Origin of the sequence: Mangrovitalea sediminis, from assembly GCF_002514725.1 — a bacterium.
Taxonomy (GTDB): Bacteria; Pseudomonadota; Gammaproteobacteria; order Pseudomonadales; family Oleiphilaceae; genus Mangrovitalea; species Mangrovitalea sediminis.
Genome location: NZ_NTLB01000001.1, coordinates 406228 through 429762, shown reverse-complemented (window position 1 = coordinate 429762; position 23535 = coordinate 406228). Strand labels below are relative to the sequence as shown.

The following is a 23535-nucleotide window of genomic DNA, read 5'->3' as shown; positions in this document are numbered from 1 at the left end:
TTGAGGGATGTCGGGATGCCGTTCGGAGATAAAAAAACGGCGCCAGGGGATGGCGCCTAAAGGGCTCTTCTCAGATGATGGCCAGCAGCAGTCATGTCACTGCGCTTGATGATTAAAAGTTTAGTACTTCAGTGCCAATCGCCAATACGGAGTTGTGCGTAGATCGGTATTAAGCTAATAGACACGATTTGTGAGCTATCGACATTGGTTCTAGTGAACGCTGGTTCCCCGCTTGGCTTTTTCCTCGAAACAGGCACGGAATACGTCGGAAAAATGCTGGGCGAAATGGACGTCCAAGCCTTCCTTCAGGTAGTCGGGCAGCTCCTCGAAGTCTCCCCGGTTTGCCTCCGGTAATATCAGGGTGCCGATTTTCTGGCGGCGAGCAGCAATAACCTTTTCGCGTATGCCGCCGACTGGCAGGACCTGACCAGTGAGGGTCAGCTCGCCGGTCATGGCGAGCGGTGTCTGTAACACTTCGCCCCGCGCCAGCGACAGGAGTGCCGTTGCCATGGTGACGCCGGCGCTGGGACCGTCCTTCGGAGTGGCGCCCTCAGGGACGTGAAGATGAACGAAGGAATTATCGAAAAAGGCCGGATCGCCCCGGTATTGCTTCAGGTGTGAAGAAACAAAGCTATAGGCGATTTCGGCGGATTCACGCATAACATCACCCAACTGGCCGGTCAGTTTGAAACCGCGGTTATGGGTATGGATGCGGGAGGCTTCAATGGATAGTGTGGCGCCGCCCATGGCTGTCCAGGCCAGGCCCGTGACGACCCCGACCCCCTTGAGAGAACGCTCCTTCTTGAAGACGGGCTGTCCCAGGTAATCTGCCAGGTCGTTGACGCCGACGCGAATCTGCTGATCCGGGTTTTCCAGCAGGCGTACGATCGCCTTACGGATAATCTTGTGCAGCATCTTCTCCAGATTGCGGACACCGGACTCCCTGGCATAGCCTTCAATTACCTGGCGTAGCGCCGCATCGGTGAGGTTGACTTGTTTCTTCAGCAGCTTGGCCCGGTGTAACAGTCTCGGCAGTAGGTGGTGCTTGGCGATAGCCAGCTTTTCCTCGGTGATGTAGCCGGACAGCCGAATGGTATCCATGCGGTCGAGCAGTGGACGAGGGATGGTATCGAGCTGATTTGCCGTGCAGATGAACAGGACCTTGGAGAGATCCAGGCGGACATCCAGATAGTGATCGAGGAAGTCGCGGTTCTGTTCCGGATCCAGTGTTTCAAGAAGGGCCGCCGCCGGATCGCCCTGATAGGAAGCGCCGATTTTGTCGATCTCGTCGAGCATGATCACCGGATTGGAAACGCCTGCCTCTTTCAGTGCCTGAACGAATTTGCCGGGCATGGCGCCGATATAAGTGCGCCGGTGTCCCTTGATTTCGGCTTCGTCCCGCATTCCGCCGACACTGAAGCGATAGAACTTGCGCCCCAAGGCGTCTGCGACTGAGCGTCCGATGGATGTCTTGCCGACGCCGGGAGGGCCGACCAGCAACAGGATCGAGCCGCTGACTTCGCCCTTGAAGGCGCCTTCAGCAAGGAATTCGATGATTCGGTCTTTGACGTCTTCCAGTCCGTCATGGTCGCGATTCAGGACCTTTCGCGCCTGCTGTAGATCGAAATGGTCATCCGACTGAATGCCCCAGGGAACCTGCGTCAACCAGTCAAGATAATTACGGGTAACGCCATACTCCGGCGAGCCCTGTTCCAGGATCGACAGTTTTTGGATTTCCTCGTCAAACCGTTTGCGCACATGCTCAGGTGGCTGCAGTTCGTCCATCCGTTCGCGGAAGGCATCGACATCGGCGGTTTTGTCGTCCTTGGCAATGCCAAGCTCCCGCTGGATGACCTTGAGCTGCTCGCGCAGGAAGAAGTCGCGCTGATGCTTTTGAACCTTGATGTTCACCTCTTCGGTGATCTGCGCCTGCAGCTTGGCCACCTCCTGCTCCTTGCGCATCAGGAGCAGGACTTTCTCCATCCGGTGCAGCAGCGGGATGGTGTTGAGAACGTCCTGCAGCTCGGTCCCGGGAGCGCTGGTCATTGCTGCGCCGAAGTCCGCCAATGGCGAGCTGTCTGCCGGCCCGAAGCGGGACAGGTATTGCTTCACTTCTTCGCCATACAGCGGGTTGGTGCGCAAGAGTTCCTTGATGGCGCTTATGATGGCCAGGGTATAGGCCTTAAGCTCATCCTGATCCTCTTCCGGTTCCTGTGGATATTCTACTTCCACCAGGTAGGGGGGGCTGCGGCGCAGCCACTGGGTAATCCGGAAGCGCTGCATGCCCTGGGCGATAAACTGGATCTTGCCTTTCTCCTGCTGCACATTATGGACGCGCACCGCACAGCCAACCGAGGCGAGGTCGCTGGAGAGCGGCTGGTCGTTGTCGGCATCGGGGTTTTGGACAAAGCAGAGGCCAAGAATGTGATGATCTGTATTGGCGACGCGGTTCAGGGTTTCCTGCCAGGGGGTTTCATTGACGATGACTGGCTGGACCTGGGCCGGGAAAAAAGGGCGCCCGGACACCGGTAGAAGATAGATCCGCTTGGGCATGATTTGATGTGGCAGGGCCAGACTGTTGTGAGTGTCTTCCTTGCCGATGAATTCGATTTCGCTGTTATCCGTCATGATGTCTTCGATCTCTTCCTGTTTTGTCGGACCAGACGCCCGAAATGGCGCCTTCTCAGGTCACCGTGACAGGCGTTCTCGAAACGAACAGCCATTTAAGAGTGATGCTCCTAATGTGACGCCGTTATTGGAGAATTCAAGCGGCGGGAATGAACTGTATGATGGCGGGCTGTGTGGTGAGCAGCAATGCTTGAAGCGGCAGGAGTTCGCCCATACATTGGTTAAATCCATTCGAATTGCGCAAGGCTATCGTCTATGACGGATTCTCCCTACGTTTTCGAGGCTACTCTCGAAAACTTCCAACAGGACGTTATCGAGGCGTCCATGACCGTACCGGTCGTTGTCGATTTCTGGGCGGACTGGTGTCAGCCTTGTCATCAGCTGATGCCTGTGTTGCAAAAGCTGGCCGCCGAATACCAGGGAGCCTTCCTCCTGGCCAAGGTCAATGCCGATGAACAGCAGCAGTTGGCGGCACATTTGGGCGTACGCAGTTTGCCGACGGTAAAAATCGTCAAGGGCGGCCGCCTGGTGGACGAGTTTACGGGTGCGGTGCCGGAAGGTCAGGTGCGCGGCATTCTGGATAAGCACGTGGAGAAACCGCCGGAGTCCGTTTACGATCAGGGCAAACGACTCTGGTCCGAAGGTAAGCTGGATGAGGCGCTGGCTTTGCTGATGCAAGCCAACCAGGAAGATCCCAAGAATCTGGCGGTCCTGATCGATATTGCCCAGTTGAAGGCGGAGTCCGGGGATATTGTCGCTGCTCGGGAAATTCTCGACAGCTTGCCGCCTGAAGAAAAGTTGCAGCCCCATGCGAAACAATTGGCGGCCCGCCTGAAATTTCTGGAGCAGGCGGGCGAGCTGCCGCCGGAGGCAGAACTCGAAGCGCGCCTGGAGCAAGATGGCAAGGACTTGGAGGCGCTGTATTTGCTGGCGCTGCATCGTGTCCTCAAGGATGACAATGAGGGTGCAATGGAGCTGCTGATCCGCTTGATGCAGGCCGATCGCCACTACCGGGATGGCCTGGCACGGACGACGCTGATCGAATTGTTCGATCTGCTCGGGAATGAAGATCCTGCGGTTAAGCAGTATCGGCGAAAGCTGTATGCCCTGATGTATTAATGTCGACGATGGCGAAACAAAAAGGGTCCCAAGGGACCCTTTTTTGTTTACGTCTAGCTGGCGAGCCTGTTATCACCCATCGGCGCGACGATCAGGGTCGTGCCGGCGGCTCCGATCACTCTGACCCGTTTTCCTGCCTCAATCCTATCGCCATCCTTTTCCAGGCGGGCCAGCCAGGTGGTGTCTCCGATACGAACACGGCCGGACGAACCGTCGATGTCGCTCGCGGCTGTATATTCGTGCCCAATATATCGGCGCAGGCGTTGGTTGACGTCACCGTCAGCGGGTGTTTGCGGTACGATCTTTTGCCGATACAGTCGATTGCCAATGTAGCAACTGACCAGGCTCAACAGGGCGAATGTCAGTAATACGAACTCCCAGGGCAGCGGTGGCAGTACCAACATCAAGCCGCCTGTGACCAGTGCCGCGAGGCCGAACCACAGCAGATAGAAGCCGGGTAGCAGAACTTCCGCCACCAGTAGCAGGATGCCTGCAATGACGAGGGTTTCCCAGCGGGCCAGCAGGGATGCATCGAAGACCATGGTTGCCCCTCAGTGTTTGATGGTTTTCAGCAGTTCGTTCATGCCACCGAGAGCGCCAATCACGCTGCCGGCTTCCAGCGGCATGAAGATGACTTTCTGGTTTTGGGCAGAGGCAATGGTGGATAACGCCTCGATATACTTTTGGGCAACGAAGTAGTTCACCGCCTGAATATCGCCCTCGGCAATGGCCTTGGATACCATCAGTGTGGCGCGGCTTTCCGCCTGGGCCATCCGCTCACGGGCTTCGGCGTCGCGGTACGCCGCCTCGCGTCGGCCTTCCGCCTGCAGTATCGCGCCCTGCTTTTCCCCTTCGGCCTTGAGAATTTCCGACTGTCTTTTGCCTTCCGCTTCCAGGATGGCGGCGCGTTTTTCCCGTTCGGCGGTCATTTGCCGGGACATGGCCATCACCAGATCCTGGGGTGGGGTAATATCCTTGATTTCCACCCGGGTCACTTTCACGCCCCAGGCTGCAGTGGCTTCATCCACGACCTGCAGCAGACGTGCGTTGATGGAATCCCGTTCGGAGAGGATTTCATCCAGATCCATCGACCCCATAACGGTCCGCAGGTTGGTGGTGACCAGGTTGCGGACAGCGCGGGACAGTTCGGCGACCTCATAAACGGAGGCGGCAGCATCGATCACCTGGAAAAAACAGATGCCGTCGACCTGAATCAGCGCATTGTCTCGGGAAATGACCTCCTGGGAGGGGATGTCGAGTACGGTTTCGCGCATGTCGACCCGGGCGCCGACTCGCTGCACGAAGGGCACGACGAAGTGCAATCCGGGGTCGAGGGTGTTGGTGTAGCGGCCGAAGTATTCAACGGTATAGCGAAATCCCTGGGGTACGATCACCAGTGCGCGCGTGATAAAGACCACGGCCAGAACCACCAAGGCGATAACAACAACGGACGGTGTGCTGAACATTCCCTTTTGCTCCTCGAAGGCAGGTCCGGTTTTTGTCGAGGAGAACTATAGTCCGTTTGGCTGGCGGGCGACAACGCAGGCCCCGCTATCCTGGGCTGCTCAGGGGTGAGTCTTGATGCGAACGCTGTTAGTGATCTCAATATTGCGGAAGGAGTAATCCCCGCGGGGCATATCAGCGATATCGCGGGCATTGTGTACTGAGACTTCACCGATCTGGTTGCTGGTTTGGACATTCAGGGCGCCATCCGCGCCGGTCTGGCTGGATACCGCGGATTTGGACGGGTCTGCGGCAATCTGCGTCTGCCCGTCATGGCCCACGTTCACCACAGCCGGAGCCTGGGCGCCGGGCAGGTTGCTAGGGAGGATGGGAGTGGTCGATGGTCTAATGTTTTGCCCGCCATCGGCGGACTCCCGGTTGCTTTGGTTCGCCGAATTCAGGCTGGTTCCCAGTGTATTGTTTTCGCCGCGGGAGGGTGTGGCCGTTACCTTGCCATTGCCGGCCGCGCTGGGGCCGGCAATGTTCAGCACGTTTCCACCCGGCAGATGTACCTGGTCCATCGCCGTATCTGTCAGGGGTTTTGCCGCCCAGGCACAGGCTGGTATGAGGAGGGCAAGAGTCAGGGACGGTATGGCAACGGCACTAGGGTTCATGAGGAGGCCTTCTGGCATATCGCCAGTTTGTAACATTTTGTTTCAGTTTACGGGGCGGCTCTCGCGAAAAGAAGGGGGGTGGTGGATTTTTGCCCAATGTGACAGCCGTGAAGTGTGAAAATCGAAGCGCCGTCACAGATTGTGGTGTCGCTTCGGATGCGCCGTCGGAAGCTGGGGCGAGGCCTTTTCAGTCGTCGCCCTCGCCGAGGAATTCTGCCAATCTGCGTCGCATGTCTGTATTCAGGTAACAGGTGAGGAACTTGCCGTTACGTTCCACCCGGATCAGGTTGGCATTGACCAGCTCCTTGACGTGATGGGAGATGGTCGGGGCGCCGATCTTCAGTGAGTTGATGAAATCGTAGAGTAGGCAGCCGCTGCCATCGTCTGGCCCGACATCGTGTCGTTGGCGCTGCAGTATTTCCTGATAGATACGCAGTCGGTTGGGGTTCGACAGGGCCTTAAATGCCTTGGCGATGTCTTGATGACTTGGTTTCGTGTCGCGCATAAAGCCCCCTTGCTGGCAGCGGCAAGAATAGCCGTTCTCTTCCTCGGTTTTCAAACCTCTTCCCCGGAATCTCTCAGTGTTTGCCTGTCCATTTATTATAGTTTGACATATTTCGAAGTATAGAATAGTTTTATATTCTTCGAACTGTTATTGGTGATGGTTCTCGGTAGAAGCTCAAGGCCGGGGATGACGGAGGCAATCAGAGATGGCGGAACAAAAGCAACAAACCGTTTTAATAACCGGTGCCTCGATGGGCATTGGGCGTGATATGGCGCTGGATCTGGCCCGGCGGGCCAATCACCTGATATTGGTGGCGCGAAGTGAAGAGGCCCTGCAGCAGCTGGCAACCCGGCTACGTACGGAGCGGAATGTCGAGGCGACAGTGATAGCCCTGGATCTGGCGCAGCCGGATGCGGCGGACACCTTGTACCAGAAGGTACAGGCGTTGGGGCTGGAAGTGGATGTCCTGGTCAACAATGCGGGCTTTGGACTGAAAGGCGCTTTTATGGAGCTGCCCCTGGCTGATCAGCAGCGCATGATGCAACTGAATATGGGGGCCCTGACGTCGCTCTGCTATCTGTTCGGTCGGGATATGGTGCGCCGCGGTGGTGGTCGTATCCTCAATGTGGCATCTGTCGCTGCCTTTCAGCCAGGGCCGTTGATGGCGATCTACTGCGCTACCAAGGCATTCGTTCTCTCACTGTCGGAGGCCTTGGATACCGAACTGCGCTCGCAAGGCGTGCGGGTGACGGCGTTATGCCCGGGGGCCGTCGATACGCATTTCCATACGGTGGCAAAGAATGACTCAAAGCTGCTATTGGGCATGGCGATGCAGCCGGCGCCGGTGGCGAAGGAAGCCGTCAGGGGGCTTTGGCGGGGGCAGCGTATTGTGATCCCTGGCTGGATGAATCGCCTGACCGTCTTTTCCGTGAGATTGATGCCTCGGCGCTGGGTGGCCGGTATCGCCTATCGCCTGATTGCCGGCTAGGTGTCGTAGGCCGACCGTGGCGATATCGGCATCTGGATCAAGTCTCGGTCTTTCCGCTGTAGCATCGTTGCCAGCGATGCTCTACAGTCAGGAAAAATCCGTGAAAGGATCCTCACCGATGTTGACGCTTTACCCCGAAATCAGACCCTATGCAGAGCACCGCCTCAAGGTCGACTCGTTACACGAGCTATATGTCGAAGAGTGCGGCAATCCGCAGGGGATTCCTGTCGTCGTCGTGCATGGCGGGCCGGGCGCGGGGTGTGAGGACTACTACCGGCGATACTTCGATGCCGAGCTGTTTCGGATAGTGTTGTTCGATCAACGCGGCAGTGGCCGCTCTACGCCGTTGGCGGAGTTGCAGGACAACACAACGCTCGATCTGGTGGAGGATTTGGAAAAGATCCGTCACTTCCTGGGAGTCGAGCAATGGATGTTGTTCGGTGGGAGTTGGGGTTCCACGCTCAGCCTGGTGTATGCCGAAACCTACCCGGAAAATGTGCTGGCGCTCGTGCTCCGCGGCATTTTTCTTTGTCGCCCGGAAGATATTCACTGGTTTTATCAGAACGGCGCCAGCCGCATATTCCCTGATTATTGGGAAGACTTTGTCGCGCCGATTCCTGTCGAAGAGCGTGGTAGTCTCGTATCGGCTTATTATAAGCGCCTGACCAGTGAAAATGAGCTGGAGCAAATGCAGGCCGCCAAGGCTTGGTCGGTCTGGGAGGGGCGGTGCGCTACCTTGCATCCGAATCCCCGTGTCGTTGAGCATTTCGGCCATCCGCATGTGGCGATTTCGTTGGCTCGGGTGGAGTGCCATTACTTCATGAATGACTCCTTCCTGGAGCCGAATCAGATTCTGCGTAATGCCGGTCGGATTGCGGATATTCCCGGTGTCATTGTGCACGGCCGTTACGACATGGTATGCCCGCTGGATAACGCGACGGCACTGAGTAAGGCCTGGCCCAATGCAGAACTTTATATTGTGCGCGATGCCGGACATTCGGCTTCGGAGCCTGCCATCATCGATGCACTCATGCAGGCCTGCGCGCGCATGGGGGAGCGTTTGCGTCCCCAGTTTTTCCCCCACTGATGCTGTAGCCTGGTATGAAGGGATTGATACAACGAGTGAGCCGGGCATCGGTTTCGATCGATGGTTGCACGGTCGGTGCGATTGATGCGGGAATCCTGCTGTTCCTGGCGATTGAGGCGGCCGATACGGATGACTCGGCACAGCGCCTACTCGATCGAGTTATCCGCTATCGTATTTTTCCTGACGAGCAGGGGCGCATGAATCGTAGTCTTGTCGATTGCGGCTATGACCTTCTCGTCGTTTCACAGTTCACGTTGGCCGCAGACACCCACAAGGGATTACGGCCCAGTTTTTCGGGAGGTGCCGACCCCGCACTGGGGTTGCAACTCTACGAGCGCTTTCTGGATAAGGCCCGAGAGCGCCTTTCCGAGCTCAATGTCGGGCGGTCGAATGCTATGACTCTGGCTAGCGGTCGCTTCGGTGCGGACATGCAGGTCAGTCTGATCAATGACGGGCCTGTGACCTTTCTGCTGAACGTCTGAACGCCGTTTCTCCCCTCATTTTGCCTCTTTCATGGTCATCGATCATGGGGCCCATCTCCGGCTGAAGTCTTATTGACGGCTTCGTTTTTCGTTTGCTTAAGGTGCTGTCGCGAGGGAGCTTTTTGTTGCTTTCGCTCAAAAAATACACGATTTTTCAAGTCGTTATGAAGCGGGTCTTCTGAGCTTCTGTCATCTGAATGTCACTCCGTTTTTATCAAACTGTCATCGTCCGCCGCCACCATCTCGCCTGTGCAAACTTCTCCCATATTTTTGAAAGGCAAGGAGTGATTCCATGAAGTTCAGGCTGATTCCTTTAGTTGCGGTGGTCGCCTCCCTCACTGCAATGTCTGCGCATGCTGAAGGTCCGATCGACGGTAAGGTATACGGTAAGCTGCGTCTGTCGGCTGATTACGTACGTACCGAAACCAGCGGCACCACCACCAACACGAATGAACTGAAAAGCCACGCTTCCCGCATTGGCTTCAAGGGCGCGACCAAGCTTGAAGGTTACAACAACCTGAGCGTGATCTATCAAGCCGAATACGGCATCGATGGCCAGATCAACAACGGTAACAACTGGAGCGCCCGTAACACGTTCCTGGGCCTGAAAGGCGATTTCGGTACCTTGATCGGTGGTCGTCACGATACCCCGATGAAGTCTTCGCAAGGCAAGGTTGACCAGTTCAACGATGTCGACGGTGATTTTGCTTCGATCATGAATGGTGAAAATCGCCTGAATCAGCTGGTGATGTACACCACACCGTCGCTGAGCGGTCTGAAAGCGTCTGTTGCCTATGTGATGAGCAAGGACAATGCGGCTAACTCGAACAACAAGAATACCCAGAAGAACGGTATTTCTGCGGCTGTGATGATGGATGCCGGCATGTTCTACGGGGCCGTTGCCTATGACCAGAACATTGCCAATGCCAACACGCTGCGCGTAACCGGTGTCGTAACGCCGGTTAGCGACCTGCAACTGGGTGCCATGTGGCAGCGTACCAAGTGTAACGACTCCACTCTGTCCTCCTGTGCTCCGACCAACGGTGCAAGCGCCAGCGATAGCGAGAACGGCTACCTTGTCAGCGCCGGTTACAGCATCGGTGCTGCGACGTTGAAAGCAGAGTACGGCGACTCTGACATCTATAAGCTGGGTCTGGCGAAGTATAAGAAAGATGCTTCTATCGGTGCAGACTACAAGCTGGCAAAAAATACCAAGGTTGAAGGATGGGTCACCCAGCTCAAGAAGGACAATGGGGACAAGACCACCTACATTGCCCTGGGTATGGAACACAAGTTCTGATCGAGGTTGGGGCGCGGGCAGCCCTGTCGTGACGATTGGGCTGCTTTTCCTGACAGGCCCCGGCATTAGCCGGGGCCTTTTGACGATCTGAGTCAATGATTTAGGTGGCAAGAGATTTTCTTTTTCAATTTTTCATTGAATCTTATTTATTTGAAAAATAAAGAAAAAATATTTTCTCTTGCGGTTTGGAGGTTGTCGTTTCCTTTCTTCTACCACTATTGTCTCAGTTAAAATCTTGCGTATTCGGTGTCAGAGGGCGTGACGTGCTTCGCTTTTGGTTGCTATGCTGTCGCGCATTGATTAAAAATTGGAAACGCTAAATGGTTGCTTCGGCACTCATGTCTGTTGTTTCGATCGACATCCCCGACTTGAAGAACAGGACCCAGATCTCTGTAATCCGGTCGGTGGGTTATTCACTAAGACTAAAGAACAAGAACCCAAAAACTTGACAATTTGGTGAAGTCTTTTAATGTTTCACAGAAGTGAAAATTGTTTAACTTTGCAGAACAAGTTGTCAGGATTCTTGAGTTTTAAGCGCCCCCCAAAAAACAAAGATGGAGTGAGAAAAAAATGAAACACAACAAACTCAACAAGCTGTGTTTGGCCATTGCGGCGACTGGCTTGGTTGCGGGCTACACGACGGCGGCATCGGCGTTCACGATTACCGGCGGCGATAACACCAAGGTTGATATTTACGGTTATGTTAAGGCGGACGTGCGTTATGACCTGGGCGAGAGCTTGGGCAGCACTAGCCCTGCCGCTGACATCGGAAGCGTGCTGACCACTCCGGCGGCCAACGCCAACGAAACCAACGGTCACTTGAGCTTCACTTCTCAGCAAACCCGTCTGGGCTTCAACTTTACCCAAGGTACCGACATGGGTGACGTGAAGGCGAAACTGGAAGGTGACTGGGCAAGCGGCGGTGCGAACTACGCTTTCCGTATTCGTCATGCCTATGTTGAGTGGCAAGGTATCCTGGTTGGTCAAACCTGGACTAACTTCACCTCTTGGAACGACTGGGCTGACACTCTGGATTGGGACGGCCCCTCCGGTCACGCTGGTGGCTTCCGTCACGGCCAGATCCGTTACACCATGGCTTCGAGTGCTGGCACACTGTCAGTAGCGATGGAGCAGCCTCAGTCTGGCGATTTGGACGGCACTGGTGCCAAAGGCCAAGTACCTGATCTTACCGCACGCTTTGAAGGCAAAGCAGGCATGATCAACTACGCCGTAGGTGCTCTGGGTCGTCAGTACAAGACTGACACGCCCAACGGCAACAACGACACCGCTAACGGTTGGGGCGCGATGGCGAACATCTCGATCGCGTTGGACTCCGGCACCACGCTGCGTGCGGGTATCCTCCACGGTAAAGGCCTGGGCTCCTACATGTATCCGGGTACTTTCAAGGGTGCATATGTTGACTCCACTGGCAAGATTCAGACTCTGAAGCAAACTGGTGCTAACCTGTCCGCTTCTCAGGCTCTGACTTCCAACTCGGACCTGACTCTGTCTTACGGTTATACCAAGAGCGACGTCGATCCGATGGCAAGCGCCACTACTCACAAGAAAGAGCAGAACGCTTACCTGACTTACACCATCTCTCCGGTTAAGCACCTGATGTATGGTGTTGAATTTGCCCATTACTGGGTAACTGACGAAGTTGGTCGTACTGGTAACGCCAACCGTCTGCAGTTCTCTGCAAAATACAGCTTCTAAGAGGCTGTTGTCAGGGGCGGCTCTGCCGGTCCTGATGCCCGTTCCGGCAACGTCGGCTCGGGCTTGAGTATTAAAACGGGTCCTTCGGGGCCCGTTTTTTGTTATGCGCTTGCAACTCTCACTCGACAAATGATAATCGTTTGCATTGGAGATTGATTCCTGGCAATCTGGCGTGGCTTTTGAGTGGTGCCTTGTTGGGGTGCCTGAATCTATCTTGCGACAAGAGACCGGAGACGCTCATGCAACGAAAACGATTGTGCCGTTCCTTTTCTGCAACGTCCTCATTATTGGTGTTCAACGTGTTGGCTGGCCTCACTGCAGCGAATGCGGCGACGCTGTCGCCCGGCGTTGATGTGTCCCTGGATTTTGCCCAGGACTATTTCAACAACGTCTCGGGGGGGGCGGAGCATGGCAGCGGCTCTCCTTCAGCGCTGCATCTCACGACGACAGTGGATAGTCGTGCCTTGCAGGGTTCCGGGAACGACGTTGTCCATCTTGATGTGCTGGGCTTGGGGGGTACCTCCATTTCTGCTCGCGTAGGCGACCTTCAGGGTTTGGATAACAATGAGGCGACCAATACAGTACGCGTGTTTGAGGCCTGGTATCAGCACGATTTTAAGGCCCAGGGGCTGAGCGTCAGGCTGGGGGTGCAGGACTACAACGCATTATTCGATACGCTGGACAGCGCCGGTCTGTTTATCAATAGCTCTTTTGGGCTCGACCCTTCGGTTGGCCAGGTGGGGCTGAGCACCTTCCCTGAATCGACGTTGGGGGGCGTTATGCGCTGGCAGAACGATGCGGGAATCTACGTCATGGGTGGCGTCTATGACGGTACGCCTGGATTGGCGGGGCATCCTTATGGGACCCACGTAGAGTGGCGCCAGGGTGATGGAACCTTTATCAATCTCGAAGCCGGGGTTCAGGTGTCCGGTGACGACGGGTACAAGCTGGGGGTGGGCGCTTGGCATCGTGATGGCGATTTCGAAGACCCCAAGGGCAACCTCCGTAATAGCAATCAGGGGCTCTATTTCCTGGGAGAGAAGCATTTCTCGTCCCGTTATCTGGGGGTCCCGTTTAGCCTATTCACTCAACTGGGGGGCGCTGACGCGTCGCGTAACACCTTCGATCATTACATGGGTGCCGGCATGACCTTCTCGGGACTGGTGCCCGGTCGGCCGGACGATACCGCAGGTTTCGGCATTGCGAGGGTGCATCTCAGCAATGCCTATCGAGACGTGACGGCGGGCAGCACGCAGGCTGAAACAGCGTATGAACTGACCTATCAAGCGGTATTTGGGGATCATTTCAGTCTGCAACCGGATATTCAGTACATCCAGTCTCCCGGGGCGCTTTCCTCCGTGGATGACGCCTGGGTTGTTGGTGCGCGGGCTGAAGTAACCTGGTAATGGAAAAGCCCTGGCGCGCTGCCAACGGTGCGTCGGGGCCTTTGGTTTATCCAGGTGCGCAGCGGGTTTCGCTTTGCCATACTGACGTCTCCAAAATGGTCGCTTTTCCAAACCAAGGAACGTCATGGCGCGCGAAACTGAAATCAAGCTGACACTGTCCCCATCCTCCTTTCCCGAAGTCCGCCGCTGGTTGATTGATATAGGCGCGGAGTCCCAGGGAGTTCGCCGCCTGGAAAATATCTACTTCGACACCGATCAGAGCGACCTGAATCGGCAGCACGTTGCACTGCGTATCCGCAAGGCCGGGGACCGTTATATCCAAACCTTGAAGAGCAAGGGGCAGGCACGCAATGGTGTGCATGAGCGTAATGAATGGGAGTGGTTTGTCGCTGGGGCGACGCTGGATCTCGCGGTATTGCAGGAGGCTGGCGTTGAGGGGCTGCCATTGGGGGAGGGCGCTTTGCAGCCGGTTTTCGCCAATCACTTTGAACGGGACGCCTGGCGCATTGTAACGGTGTCGGGGGAGGTCGAGTGCGCGCTTGATCATGGCCTGATCGAAGCACAGGGGCGTCAACGGCCGTTGGCGGAAGTGGAGTTCGAGCTCAAAGGCGGTGAACCGCATACCTTGCTGGATCTGGCGCGACGCTTGGCCGATACCGTACCTGTATTCCTCAATACCGTCAGCAAGGCGGAGCAGGGTTATTTTCTGGCCGGCTTGCATCATCCAGAGGTCCCTGCCCCCACCGGCGACGAGATTTTGGGAGGGTGGCTGGATGCGCTTGGTGCCTTCTGGCTGGCCGGGGAGAAGGAGGCTTTGCTGGCATCCTGGGGGTGGCTTAACCAATTGCGCTCCCATGCAGTGGCATGTGGTTGTGATGCGTTGTGGGTGGCGGTTTGTGCGTCGCATTTTCGAATGCTCGCGACATCGAAACCGGATTCCAAGACTTTGTTGGACGATCCCTCGGTGGGGCAGCTGGCGCTAGCGTTGGCGTCGGCAGGTTGAGCAGGAGGCTATGACCATGTCGAGCGGTGCGTTTGAAGTAGGCTGTCTTCCGCCTTTGTTGCAGGACAAGGCCGAGGAGGCCTTGCGTTCCGTCGAGGAAGCCTACGGTCGATTTCCGTGGCAGCCCGAATCGCAGGAGCATTGGGTCAGGGCACTGGTGCTGAGTGACTTCCTCAAAGAATCCGTATTGCGTCACCGGGACATGATGGTCGACCTGATCGATAGCGGGGACCTTGATCGCGTCGGTGAGCTGGGACAGATCGCTGACAGGTGGCGGGATTTCGGTGCAACGATTGAGGATGAGCCCGGGTTGTTTCGGCAACTGCGGCGCTTCCGCCAGCGCGAAATGTTCCGCATTGTCTGGCGGGACATGTTGGGGAAAGCGGACCTCAAGGAAACCATGGCCAACATGACCGAGTTGGCGGAAGTTTGCATCGAAAGGGCGCTTGAGTGGCTCTATGACGATGCCTGTCGCCAGTGGGGGACGCCGTTTGACCGGTCGCCGGAGGGCCAGCCGCAGCGCATGGTGGTGTTGGGTATGGGCAAGTTTGGCGCCCACGAACTCAATGTGTCTTCCGACATCGATCTGATTTTTGTCTTTCCCCATAACGGCGAGACGCGGGGCGGAAGCCGGGCGCTGGACAACCAGCAATTCTTTGTCCGGCTTGGGCAGAGGTTGATCCAGGCTTTGGACAAGACAACCGAGGATGGCTTTGTCTTTCGTACCGATATGCGGTTGCGGCCTTACGGGCAGAGCGGGGCACTCGCGCTGAGCTTTGCGGCCATGGAAGAGTACTATCAGGACCAGGGGCGCGAGTGGGAGCGCTACGCGATGATCAAGGCGCGTGTCGTCGCCGGTGATCGTCTGGCCGGACAGCAACTGATGTCGGCATTGAAGCCCTTTGTCTATCGCCGTTATATCGATTTCAGCGCTTTCGAATCGTTACGTGGCATGAAGGCGATGATTAGCCGAGAGGTCCGGCGCAAGGGCCTGGAGAACAATATCAAGCTAGGTGCTGGAGGCATCCGCGAAACGGAGTTTATCGTCCAGGCATTCCAACTGATTCGAGGTGGCCGGGAGGCGGATCTGCAGGTTCGCGAACTGCTGACGGTGCTATTCGTGCTGCGCCAGCGACAGTTGCTGCCGGCCGCTGTTGTCGACAGCCTGCGTGAAGCTTATTGCTTCTTGCGGCGCGTTGAGCACATTCTCCAGGGTATCGCTGATCGCCAGACGCAAACGCTGCCGGATAACCCCCAGGATCAGGCTCGCGTCGCCTGCGCTATGGGGTTCGTCGATTGGCCGGCGTTCCAGCATACGCTGAATGCGCATCGTGACGTGGTCAGTCAGCATTTCGCCGATATCATTTCTTCTGACGAGGAAGAGACTGACAATGCGGAATGCGATGAGACCTGGCAAGAGCTTTGGCAGGGGGAAATAGAGGAAGCTGCAGCAGTATCCTGGCTTTCCGGGCAGGGCTTCGAAGTGCCCGAGGACAGCTACCAGCGGTTGCAAGCCCTGCGTGCGAGTCGCGTCGTACAGACATTGCAGAGCCAGGGGCGTCGCCGCTTACACCAATTCATGCCGATTCTGCTGCAGGCGCTCAGTGACGCGGAGAATCCTTCGCGAACATTGGAACGGGTGCTGGTGTTGGTCGAGGCGGTGTTGCGGCGTTCGGCCTATCTGGTGTTGTTGAACGAGAACCCTCCCGCGCTGGAGCAACTGGTCCGTCTGTGCAGTGCGAGCCCCTGGATTGCCGAGCAACTGGCGGAGACGCCGCTGCTGCTCGACGAACTGCTCAATACCCACAGTCTTTATTCGCCGCCCACAAAGATCGAACTTGAGGACGAGCTGCGTCAGCAGTTGTTGCGGATTCCCGCTGAGGATCTGGAAGAGCAGATGGAGTGCCTGCGGCACTTCAAGAAAGCGCATGTGCTGCGAGTGGCCGCTTCGGAGATCCGCGGTACCTTGCCCCTGATGAAAGTCAGCGATTATCTGACATGGATTGCCGAGGTCGTGCTGGCGCAGGTGGTGATGCTGGCGTGGCATAACCTGGTCGAAAAGCATGGCCGGCCAGGGGGAATCGACAGCGATCCGGAAACGGCGTTCGCGGTCATTGGCTATGGAAAGCTCGGTGGCATCGAGCTGGGATACACGTCCGATCTCGATCTCGTATTCATTCACGATGCAGATCCCACCTTGTCTACCGATGGCGCGAAGCCGGTCGAAAACGGTGTTTTCTTTACCCGCCTCGGGCAACGTATCGTCCATATCCTCAATACCCAGACGCCTTCCGGCCTTCTGTATGAAGTCGACATGCGACTGCGGCCGTCAGGTAACTCCGGCCTCCTGGTGTCCTCGTTGTCGGCCTTCGATCGCTATCAGCACGAAAGCGCCTGGACTTGGGAGCATCAGGCCTTGGTTCGTGCGCGTTGGTTGGCTGGCAGCCCTGCTGTCGGGCACCGCTTTGAGGCGCTGCGTCGCGAGGTTTTGGGTAAGCATCGCGATATCGAGCAATTGCGTCAGGAAGTGGTTTCCATGCGGGAGAAAATGCGTGACGCGCTGGCAACGCCGGTCCCCGTTTCGGGAGAGCCGGAGGCGTTTCATCTCAAACAGGATCCAGGCGGAATCATCGATATCGAGTTTATGGTGCAGTTCCTTATCCTGTCCTGGACCCAGGCCTATCCCAGCCTGGCGCGCTGGTCCGACAACATCCGTCAACTGGAAGCACTGGGTGAATGCGGTCTGTTGGCGGCGGCGGTGACGGAGCGTTTACGCGAAATCTATATTGCCATGCGTTCGACGATTCACCGTCGTGCCCTGCAAAAGCAGAATAGCCGTGTTGAGGCGGAAGCTTTCGTCGAAGAACGTGCCTTTGTGATGGCGCAGTGGGCATTGGTGATGGGGGCAGGGAAGCAAGATGATTAGCGGTGATTATTAATAGCTCTCAGCGATTCTGCGGACTTCGTCGGGTGCGCATTTCTTGCTAGAATGGTTTTTTTATCGCGGTGATAGGAGCGGCGGTTATGTCAATGGCGGATCGTGATGGTCTGATCTGGCTGGATGGTGAAATGGTTCCCTGGCGCGATGCCAAGGTCCATGTTCTGACCCATACCTTGCATTACGGGATGGGTTGTTTTGAAGGTGTCCGGGCGTATAAAACGGAGCGTGGTACTGCGATTTTCCGTTTGCAGGAGCATACCGATCGTCTGTTCCGTTCCGCGCATATTCTCAACATGAAAATGCCTTTTAGCAAAGAAGTGATCAACGAGGCTCAGCGTAAGGCTGTCAGTGAGAATAACCTGGAAGAAGCTTACCTGCGTCCGATGGTTTTCTACGGATCGGAAGGTATGGGCTTGCGTGCCGATAACCTCAAGGTGCATGTCATGGTGGCAGCCTGGTCCTGGCCGTCCTACATGTCTCCCGAGGCGCGCGAGAAGGGTATCAAGGTCCGTACCTCCTCCTACACTCGCCACCACGTGAATATCACCATGTGTAAGGCGAAGGCGAACGGCAACTACATTAACTCGATGCTGGCATTGAATGAAGCGCTCAGCTCCGGTTGTGAAGAGGCCCTGCTCCTGGATAACGAAGGGTACGTTGCTGAAGGCTCCGGTGAGAATATCTTTATCTACCGCGACGGCGTTCTGTACACGCCTGAGCTGACCTCCTGCCTGGACGGCATCACCCGTCGGACCATCTTCTCCTTCGCCGAGGAGCTGGGTATTCCTGTGCGTGAAAAGCGGATTACGCGTGATGAGGTTTACGTGGCGGATGAAGCTTTCTTCACCGGCACCGCGGCGGAAGTCCTGCCGATTTATGAATTGGATGGCCGTCAGATCGGCAGCGGTAGCCGTGGACCGATCACGGAGAGAATGCAGACCCTGTATTTTGACGCGGTCAAAGGCCGTCGCGCAGAAAACATGGAATGGCTGACTCCGGTGAAGTAAATCGCCGCGTGTCGTACTGATGGGCGACAAACGAAAAAGCCCCCGCTGAAGTCAGTGGGGGCTTTTTTGTGGTTCATCGCGGATTAGCGTGAAGAGCCGTAGCGCCGAATGAGACGCCACTCGGTGTAACAACACCCCATGACTGACCAACGGCGATACTACACCCGGAAGCTAAACTCGGAGTTTGCCTGCTGCCATGCGGCGCAATGCCCTTCGGTTATTGCGCCCTACCGATGGAACAAGCGCTAACCTCCAGGTATGACAAGGGGGTATCGGGGCAGCGACTTCTCTTTGAAATCAAAGCCGCTTTTCCCGGTAAAGTGCGATGAACCTTTTTTATGGGTGCAAACACGTTGGGGAGAAGGGGAGACCGTCTCGGACACCGTCCGCCCTCCTTCCTGTCCCTAGCTATGCTCTCGAATGTACTTGATGGTTGCTGTTGTCGAAAGCCCGGCCTCGACATTCAGCACTTCCACTTCGCCACCGTAGGCCCTGACAACTTCGGCGCCGACGACCTGGTCGATCGTATAGTCGCCACCTTTTACCAGTACGTCCGGTTTGACGGCTTCCAGCAGGGGGATCGGTGTGTCTTCGGAAAACGAGGTTACCCAGTCCACAGCCTTCAGTCCGGCCAATACCGCCATGCGGTTATCGACCTTGTTGACGGGGCGCCCCGGCCCTTTGAGGCGGGTGACTGAATCGTCATCGTTAACCGCAACGACCAACTTGTCGCCTCTGCGTCGTGCTTCCTGAAGGTAAGCAACGTGACCGGCGTGGAGGATGTCGAAGCAACCGTTGGTGAAGACTACGCGCTGACCATAATGGCGCGCGTCGCGAACAGCGGCGACGAGTTGTTCCTTGGACAGGATGCCCCCCTCCAGTTCATCGTCATGCTCGATGGACTTCTTGAGTTCTGGCGTGGTGACGACGGCAGTGCCCAGTTTGCCAACGACGATGCTGGCTGCATGGTTGGCCAGGATGACCGAGGTTTGCAGGTCGCAACCAGCCGCCAGTCCGACCGCCAATGTCGAGATCACGGTATCGCCTGCGCCGGTGACGTCGAATACCTCGCGGGCATGTGCGGGGTAGTGATGATGCTCGCCGTCTGCGGTGATCAGTGACATGCCCTTTTCGCTGCGTGTAATCAGCAGAGCATCGAGTGCCAGCTCGGCGATCATGGCCTTGGCCCGCTCCACCATTTCTGCTTCGTCTGCGCATTTGCCGGCGACACCCTCGAATTCCGACAGATTGGGTGTCAACAGGGTGGCGCCCCGGTAACGACTGAAGTCGTTACCTTTGGGGTCGATCAGCACGGGTTTACCGGCTTTTCGTGCCTCGTCGATGAGCGTGGGGCACTGGCGCAAAGCCCCTTTGGCGTAGTCGGAAAGCAGCAGGACATCGGCGCTGGCCAGTGCGCTGCGCACACGAGATGTCATATCGTCGATGAGCTCGTCGCCACAGGTGGCTTCGAAATCAGCGCGTATAAGCTGTTGGTGTTGGCTGATGATCCGCAACTTGGTGATAGTGCTGAACCCGGCGTTCTGGGTCAGCAGGGGCTCGACGCCCGCGTCGTTGAGGATCCCCGTCAATTCCGCGCCGGCGGGGTCGTCGCCGACGATGCCCGTGAGCAGCGCTTTGGCGCCGAGTGCTGCGATATTCAGTGCGACGTTGGCGGCACCGCCAGGGCGGGCTTCCTGCTGGTTAACGGCGACCACCGGAATCGGGGCTTCTGGCGAAATTCGTGAGGTGCTGCCGTGCCAGTAGCGGTCCAGCATCAAGTCACCGGCGATCAGTACGTGGGCGTTGCGGAAGAAACTGAAATCGATATTCATGTCGTGTCGTCTGTCCTGATGCCCGGTTTATACCAATGCCTGACCGTACATTTCGACCTCGATGGCCGAGCAGAGAATGTGGCCCAGCATGATGTGGCATTCCTGGATCGTGGCGGTCGCCGTTGCCGGAACATTCAGGGCAATATCGGCCTTCTCCGCGAGTCGTCCGCCGGGGCCCATAAGGCCGATAACCTTGGCTCCCCGCTCGTGGGCGACATCAGCTGCGGCCAGTATGTTGCCGGAGTTGCCGGAGGTGGAGATGCCGATAAAAACATCCTGCGGCTGAACCAGGGCTTCGACTTGGCGCGAAAAGACCTGGTCATAGCCGTAATCGTTACCGATGGCCGTCAGGGCTGAAGTGTCTGTCGTAATGGCGATGGCGGGTAAGGCGGGCCGGTCCTTCTTGTAGCGGCCGACGAGTTCTGCCGCAATATGCTGGGCATCTGCTGCACTGCCACCGTTCCCGGCAATGATCAGTTTACCGGAGGCCTTGAGCGCGTCGACGCAGAGCGACACGCAGGATTGCAGGGCTGCAAGTAGTGCAGCATCCGCAAGGATTGCCTGTTTGGCCTCGATGCTGCGCTGAATATGGGCGGTGACCAAAGTTTCCTGCATTAGGTTGTTTCCCCTGTCGTCTCAAACTGTTGTCGTCGGCCCGCGAGCCGTTAAAGCAACTTTTCCGCCTGGCAAAGCCGGGTGATCGTATGGTCCGCCAGACTGCGTCGTCGAAAGCGCTTGCCAGGCGCTTCCCGAAACAGTATCGCCCGACGAATCCCGGCCTGGCGGGCGGCCTGAATATCCGACACCTTATCGCCGATCATGATCGAACGCTGCCGGTCCAGGCGATAACGGCGCGCGCCTTCGATCAACATGCCGGGCCGGGGTTTGCGGCACCAGCAATTTCGCCCCAAGGGCCCCTCAACGGCGGGGTGGTGAGGGCAGTGCAGTATACCACTTATCGTTACCCCCTGACGCTGGAACTGGCCGGCCAGCCAGCCTGAAAGGTGTTCGAACTGTGCCGTCGAATAATAGCCGCGGGCGATGCCGGATTGATTGGTTACGATGACGATGCGGTAGCCTTTTTTCTGGGCGGCCCGACATAGGGCGAAAATGCCGGGAATGAACCTTATGTCCTGTGGGCGATAAACGTAACCTTCGTCGACATTGATGACGCCGTCCCGATCCAGGAACAGGCCTTTGAAGGAGGTCGTCACGGGCGCATTCCCCCTTGTATCGGGGGCCGGGTGGCGGAGGGGCGGGTGCCGACAATTGGGGTTGGGTACATCTGATACCTCTGTCGCGTTGTCAAAATCATCAATCGTGACAACTAGTGTGACGACGACGCGAGAATCTGGTTGGCAATGGCCACATTGGCCTCCAGGTGTCTGCGGTTGATCGTGCCAACGACGACCGAAGTGACGCCGGGTTGTGTCAACGACAGCTCGAAGGCTTCCCGCACCGGGTCCTGGCGTGCCTGATCCTTGGCTGTGTGTCCGGAGGCCAGGGCTTTCTTGATGATAATGCCCTTGCCGCTGGTCCTGGCTTGCTCAATGACCGGTAGCTGTTCGAGATCGTCGATGTTGAGCGTGACCATGGCACAGTCGGACTGACCCAGCGCCGCGAGACCGCCGGCGACGGTTTTGGTCGACATGCCGCTGGCCCGGATCCAGCCGCGTTTTTTTAGGTCTGCCAGGACTTCCAGGGCTCCCAGTCGGTGGATGATGCGCTCGTCGTCGCCGTCAGAGTGGATCATGACCAGATCCAGATAATCGGTGGCCAGTCGCCGCAGGCTGGTTTCGACGCTCCGGATCAGGGCTTCCGGTGTAAAGTCATAGCTGGACTCCCCGCTTTCGGGATCGAAAGATTCGCCAGCCTTGGTGGCGAGTATCCAATGCTGGCGTTGGCCGCGCAGCAGGCGTCCCAAACGGGCCTCGCTCTCGCCATAGGCCGGCGCGGTATCCAGAAAGTTGATGCCCAGGTCGCGCGTGCAGGCCAGCAGGTCGAGCAGGGTTTCATCGTCCGGCAGCTCGAAGGCCTCAGGGTATTTGACGCCTTTATTGCGGCCAAACTTGACGGTTCCCAGGCCTAGCGGGCTGATCTCCAGGTCGGTGCTGCCGAGTCTTCTGAGTAGCATTACATATCCTCCCAGGCGGTAGCGGTTAGCGGAACCGGCTGAGACGCCTGTAAGGCGCTTAGGTCAGAGTGGGTGCCGCTGGGGGGATCGAGTTGCTCCAGTACCCGGTCTGCCAGATTTGGGCTCAAGGCCAGCTTGGTCGGCCAGGTCACGAGGATGGGACCACGGCGTTCCACAAAGGCCGTATCCGGCCGGACACCACCGCTTTGCTTCGGTTCGGCGCGATTGACGCGGACGGTCCGCCACTGTGGACTTTTCAGCGTGATCCAGGGCAAGAGTTGACGAAGGGTGGATTGTCCGCGTTCGATCACTTCTTCTGACGTCATATCGACACCGCTTTCCGCCAGCTCGCCCCCCAGGTACCAGACATGGCGTCCACTCGCTGCCCGGTGTGTGGTAACGGTGAGGAGCGGTTTCGCGGAGGCACCGATGCAATGGGCGAAAAGGTCGAAACCGTCCTGATGGGAAACCAGCGCCATGTGCAGGGGGCGCAACTGCATCTCCGGTTCTTGTAGGCCGAAGGTTTTGGCGAGATCGGCGTAGCCTTCCCCGGCAGTCAACAGGACCTGTTTCGGCATCAGGGTGACGCCCTGTCTGTTGAGTTCCAGCCGGGCAGGTGCTGTTGCTGTTTCCGGGTGGAATGTCGTGTCGTCGGCCGCATCGATCTGAAAGATGCGATCCTGATGAGGGGCACTCAGATTTCTGACCAATGAGGGTGTGTCCAGCACCAGCTCGTCCAGGCGATACACCTGGCCGCGGAACCCGGGGGCGCGGAAAATCGCCGGTCGTTCGTCCGCGCTGACTTTTTGGGTACGACTGCGCATGGCCTTACTGGCAAAAAAACCCGTCATGCGTTGCGACAGCGAGCCGTTGGACCAGAGATAGTGGGCATCCGAGAGCAGGCGGGTGTCGCGCAAGTCGATGTCGCCTGTCCCCTGTAGGCAGTTGCGCCAGCGGGAGGGCATATCGCCAATGGCGCTGGCGGCACCGGACAACATTCCGTTCAGGGTATACTTGGCGCCACCATGGATGATGCCTTGGGACAGGCAGGTCTGGGCGCCACCCAGGGCCCGTTTTTCGAATAGAATAGCGTTGTAGCCCTCTTGCACTAAACGGTTCAGGCACCAGAGGCCGGCTACGCCGCCACCGACAATCAGTACGTCGACTTCGATCTGCTTCATCCTGTCTCGATAATCCTCGTGGTCAACTGTCGTTTTGGAGGCTCCCTAGTCTAATCGTCCTCCCGCGCCATTTCACCTGTGGTAAACCG

19 protein-coding genes and 1 pseudogene are annotated in these 23535 nt (G+C 57.2%); 10 read left to right on the top strand and 10 right to left on the bottom strand.

Going from position 1 to position 23535, the window contains the following annotated elements:
- Nucleotides 1–210: 210 nt before the first annotated feature.
- Complete coding sequence (lon, locus tag CLR77_RS02055; RefSeq protein ID WP_097458920.1) at nucleotides 211–2628, bottom strand: endopeptidase La; 2418 nt, start codon at nucleotides 2626–2628, stop codon at nucleotides 211–213.
- Nucleotides 2629–2883: 255 nt separating this feature from the next.
- On the opposite strand from lon, the gene CLR77_RS02050 reads away from it, so the two are divergent.
- Entirely contained in the window at nucleotides 2884–3747 is an 864-nt protein-coding gene (locus CLR77_RS02050) for a thioredoxin family protein (RefSeq protein WP_097458919.1), read from the top strand.
- 53 nt (nucleotides 3748–3800) lie between these two features.
- Here the strand turns inward: CLR77_RS02050 and CLR77_RS02045 are convergent, their stop codons facing one another.
- From CLR77_RS02045 to CLR77_RS02030, 4 genes are all read right to left on the bottom strand, one after another.
- Nucleotides 3801–4289: an NfeD family protein gene (locus CLR77_RS02045; RefSeq protein WP_097458918.1), complete on the bottom strand. Its 489-nt coding sequence runs from the start codon at nucleotides 4287–4289 to the stop codon at nucleotides 3801–3803.
- 9 nt (nucleotides 4290–4298) lie between these two features.
- Nucleotides 4299–5213, bottom strand: a complete 915-nt coding sequence (locus CLR77_RS02040; RefSeq protein WP_097458917.1) for an SPFH domain-containing protein — start codon at nucleotides 5211–5213, stop codon at nucleotides 4299–4301.
- 99 nt (nucleotides 5214–5312) lie between these two features.
- The gene (locus CLR77_RS02035) at nucleotides 5313–5864 is read right to left on the bottom strand and encodes a hypothetical protein (RefSeq protein WP_143269347.1); all 552 of its coding nucleotides are present in this window, start codon (nucleotides 5862–5864) and stop codon (nucleotides 5313–5315) included.
- A 187-nt stretch (nucleotides 5865–6051) separates the two neighbouring features.
- Nucleotides 6052–6369 carry an ArsR/SmtB family transcription factor gene (locus CLR77_RS02030; RefSeq protein ID WP_097459648.1) on the bottom strand — a complete coding sequence of 106 codons (318 nt, stop codon included), beginning with the start codon at nucleotides 6367–6369 and terminating at the stop codon, nucleotides 6052–6054.
- 205 nt (nucleotides 6370–6574) lie between these two features.
- On the opposite strand from CLR77_RS02030, the gene CLR77_RS02025 reads away from it, so the two are divergent.
- From CLR77_RS02025 to CLR77_RS01985, 9 genes and pseudogenes are all read left to right on the top strand, one after another.
- The gene (locus CLR77_RS02025; protein WP_097458915.1) at nucleotides 6575–7357 is read left to right on the top strand and encodes an SDR family NAD(P)-dependent oxidoreductase; all 783 of its coding nucleotides are present in this window, start codon (nucleotides 6575–6577) and stop codon (nucleotides 7355–7357) included.
- A 118-nt stretch (nucleotides 7358–7475) separates the two neighbouring features.
- Complete coding sequence (gene pip, locus CLR77_RS02020) at nucleotides 7476–8444, top strand: prolyl aminopeptidase (RefSeq protein WP_097458914.1); 969 nt, start codon at nucleotides 7476–7478, stop codon at nucleotides 8442–8444.
- A gap of 14 nt (nucleotides 8445–8458) precedes the next feature.
- Nucleotides 8459–8926 (top strand): D-aminoacyl-tRNA deacylase, encoded by a 468-nt coding sequence (gene dtd, locus CLR77_RS02015; RefSeq protein WP_097458913.1) that lies wholly within the window; start codon nucleotides 8459–8461, stop codon nucleotides 8924–8926.
- A gap of 292 nt (nucleotides 8927–9218) precedes the next feature.
- On the top strand, nucleotides 9219–10226 hold the full coding sequence (locus tag CLR77_RS02010; protein WP_097458912.1) for a porin: 1008 nt from the start codon (nucleotides 9219–9221) through the stop codon (nucleotides 10224–10226).
- 570 nt (nucleotides 10227–10796) lie between these two features.
- Nucleotides 10797–11855 (top strand): annotated as a pseudogene (locus CLR77_RS02005) (DcaP family trimeric outer membrane transporter); the annotation flags it as partial.
- Between the two features lie 326 nt (nucleotides 11856–12181).
- Complete coding sequence (locus CLR77_RS02000) at nucleotides 12182–13348, top strand: carbohydrate porin (RefSeq protein ID WP_097458910.1); 1167 nt, start codon at nucleotides 12182–12184, stop codon at nucleotides 13346–13348.
- Nucleotides 13349–13472: 124 nt separating this feature from the next.
- The gene (locus CLR77_RS01995; RefSeq protein ID WP_097458909.1) at nucleotides 13473–14351 is read left to right on the top strand and encodes a CYTH domain-containing protein; all 879 of its coding nucleotides are present in this window, start codon (nucleotides 13473–13475) and stop codon (nucleotides 14349–14351) included.
- Between the two features lie 16 nt (nucleotides 14352–14367).
- The gene (gene glnE / locus CLR77_RS01990; protein WP_097458908.1) at nucleotides 14368–17277 is read left to right on the top strand and encodes a bifunctional [glutamate--ammonia ligase]-adenylyl-L-tyrosine phosphorylase/[glutamate--ammonia-ligase] adenylyltransferase; all 2910 of its coding nucleotides are present in this window, start codon (nucleotides 14368–14370) and stop codon (nucleotides 17275–17277) included.
- Between the two features lie 98 nt (nucleotides 17278–17375).
- Nucleotides 17376–18299 (top strand): branched-chain amino acid transaminase, encoded by a 924-nt coding sequence (locus tag CLR77_RS01985; RefSeq protein ID WP_097458907.1) that lies wholly within the window; start codon nucleotides 17376–17378, stop codon nucleotides 18297–18299.
- A gap of 404 nt (nucleotides 18300–18703) precedes the next feature.
- On the opposite strand, the gene hldE is transcribed toward CLR77_RS01985, so the two are convergent.
- The 5 genes from hldE to CLR77_RS01960 form a co-directional block, all read right to left on the bottom strand.
- Nucleotides 18704–20131, bottom strand: a complete 1428-nt coding sequence (hldE, locus tag CLR77_RS01980; RefSeq protein ID WP_097458906.1) for a bifunctional D-glycero-beta-D-manno-heptose-7-phosphate kinase/D-glycero-beta-D-manno-heptose 1-phosphate adenylyltransferase HldE — start codon at nucleotides 20129–20131, stop codon at nucleotides 18704–18706.
- Nucleotides 20132–20158: 27 nt separating this feature from the next.
- Complete coding sequence (locus tag CLR77_RS01975) at nucleotides 20159–20746, bottom strand: D-sedoheptulose-7-phosphate isomerase (RefSeq protein ID WP_097458905.1); 588 nt, start codon at nucleotides 20744–20746, stop codon at nucleotides 20159–20161.
- Nucleotides 20747–20796: 50 nt separating this feature from the next.
- Nucleotides 20797–21345, bottom strand: a complete 549-nt coding sequence (locus CLR77_RS01970) for a D-glycero-alpha-D-manno-heptose-1,7-bisphosphate 7-phosphatase (protein WP_158227099.1) — start codon at nucleotides 21343–21345, stop codon at nucleotides 20797–20799.
- Between the two features lie 113 nt (nucleotides 21346–21458).
- The gene (locus CLR77_RS01965) at nucleotides 21459–22265 is read right to left on the bottom strand and encodes an aldo/keto reductase (RefSeq protein ID WP_097458903.1); all 807 of its coding nucleotides are present in this window, start codon (nucleotides 22263–22265) and stop codon (nucleotides 21459–21461) included.
- On the bottom strand, nucleotides 22265–23446 hold the full coding sequence (locus tag CLR77_RS01960; RefSeq protein ID WP_097458902.1) for an FAD-dependent oxidoreductase: 1182 nt from the start codon (nucleotides 23444–23446) through the stop codon (nucleotides 22265–22267). The genes CLR77_RS01965 and CLR77_RS01960 overlap by 1 nt, the downstream gene beginning before the upstream one ends.
- Between the last annotated feature and the right edge of the window lie 89 nt (nucleotides 23447–23535).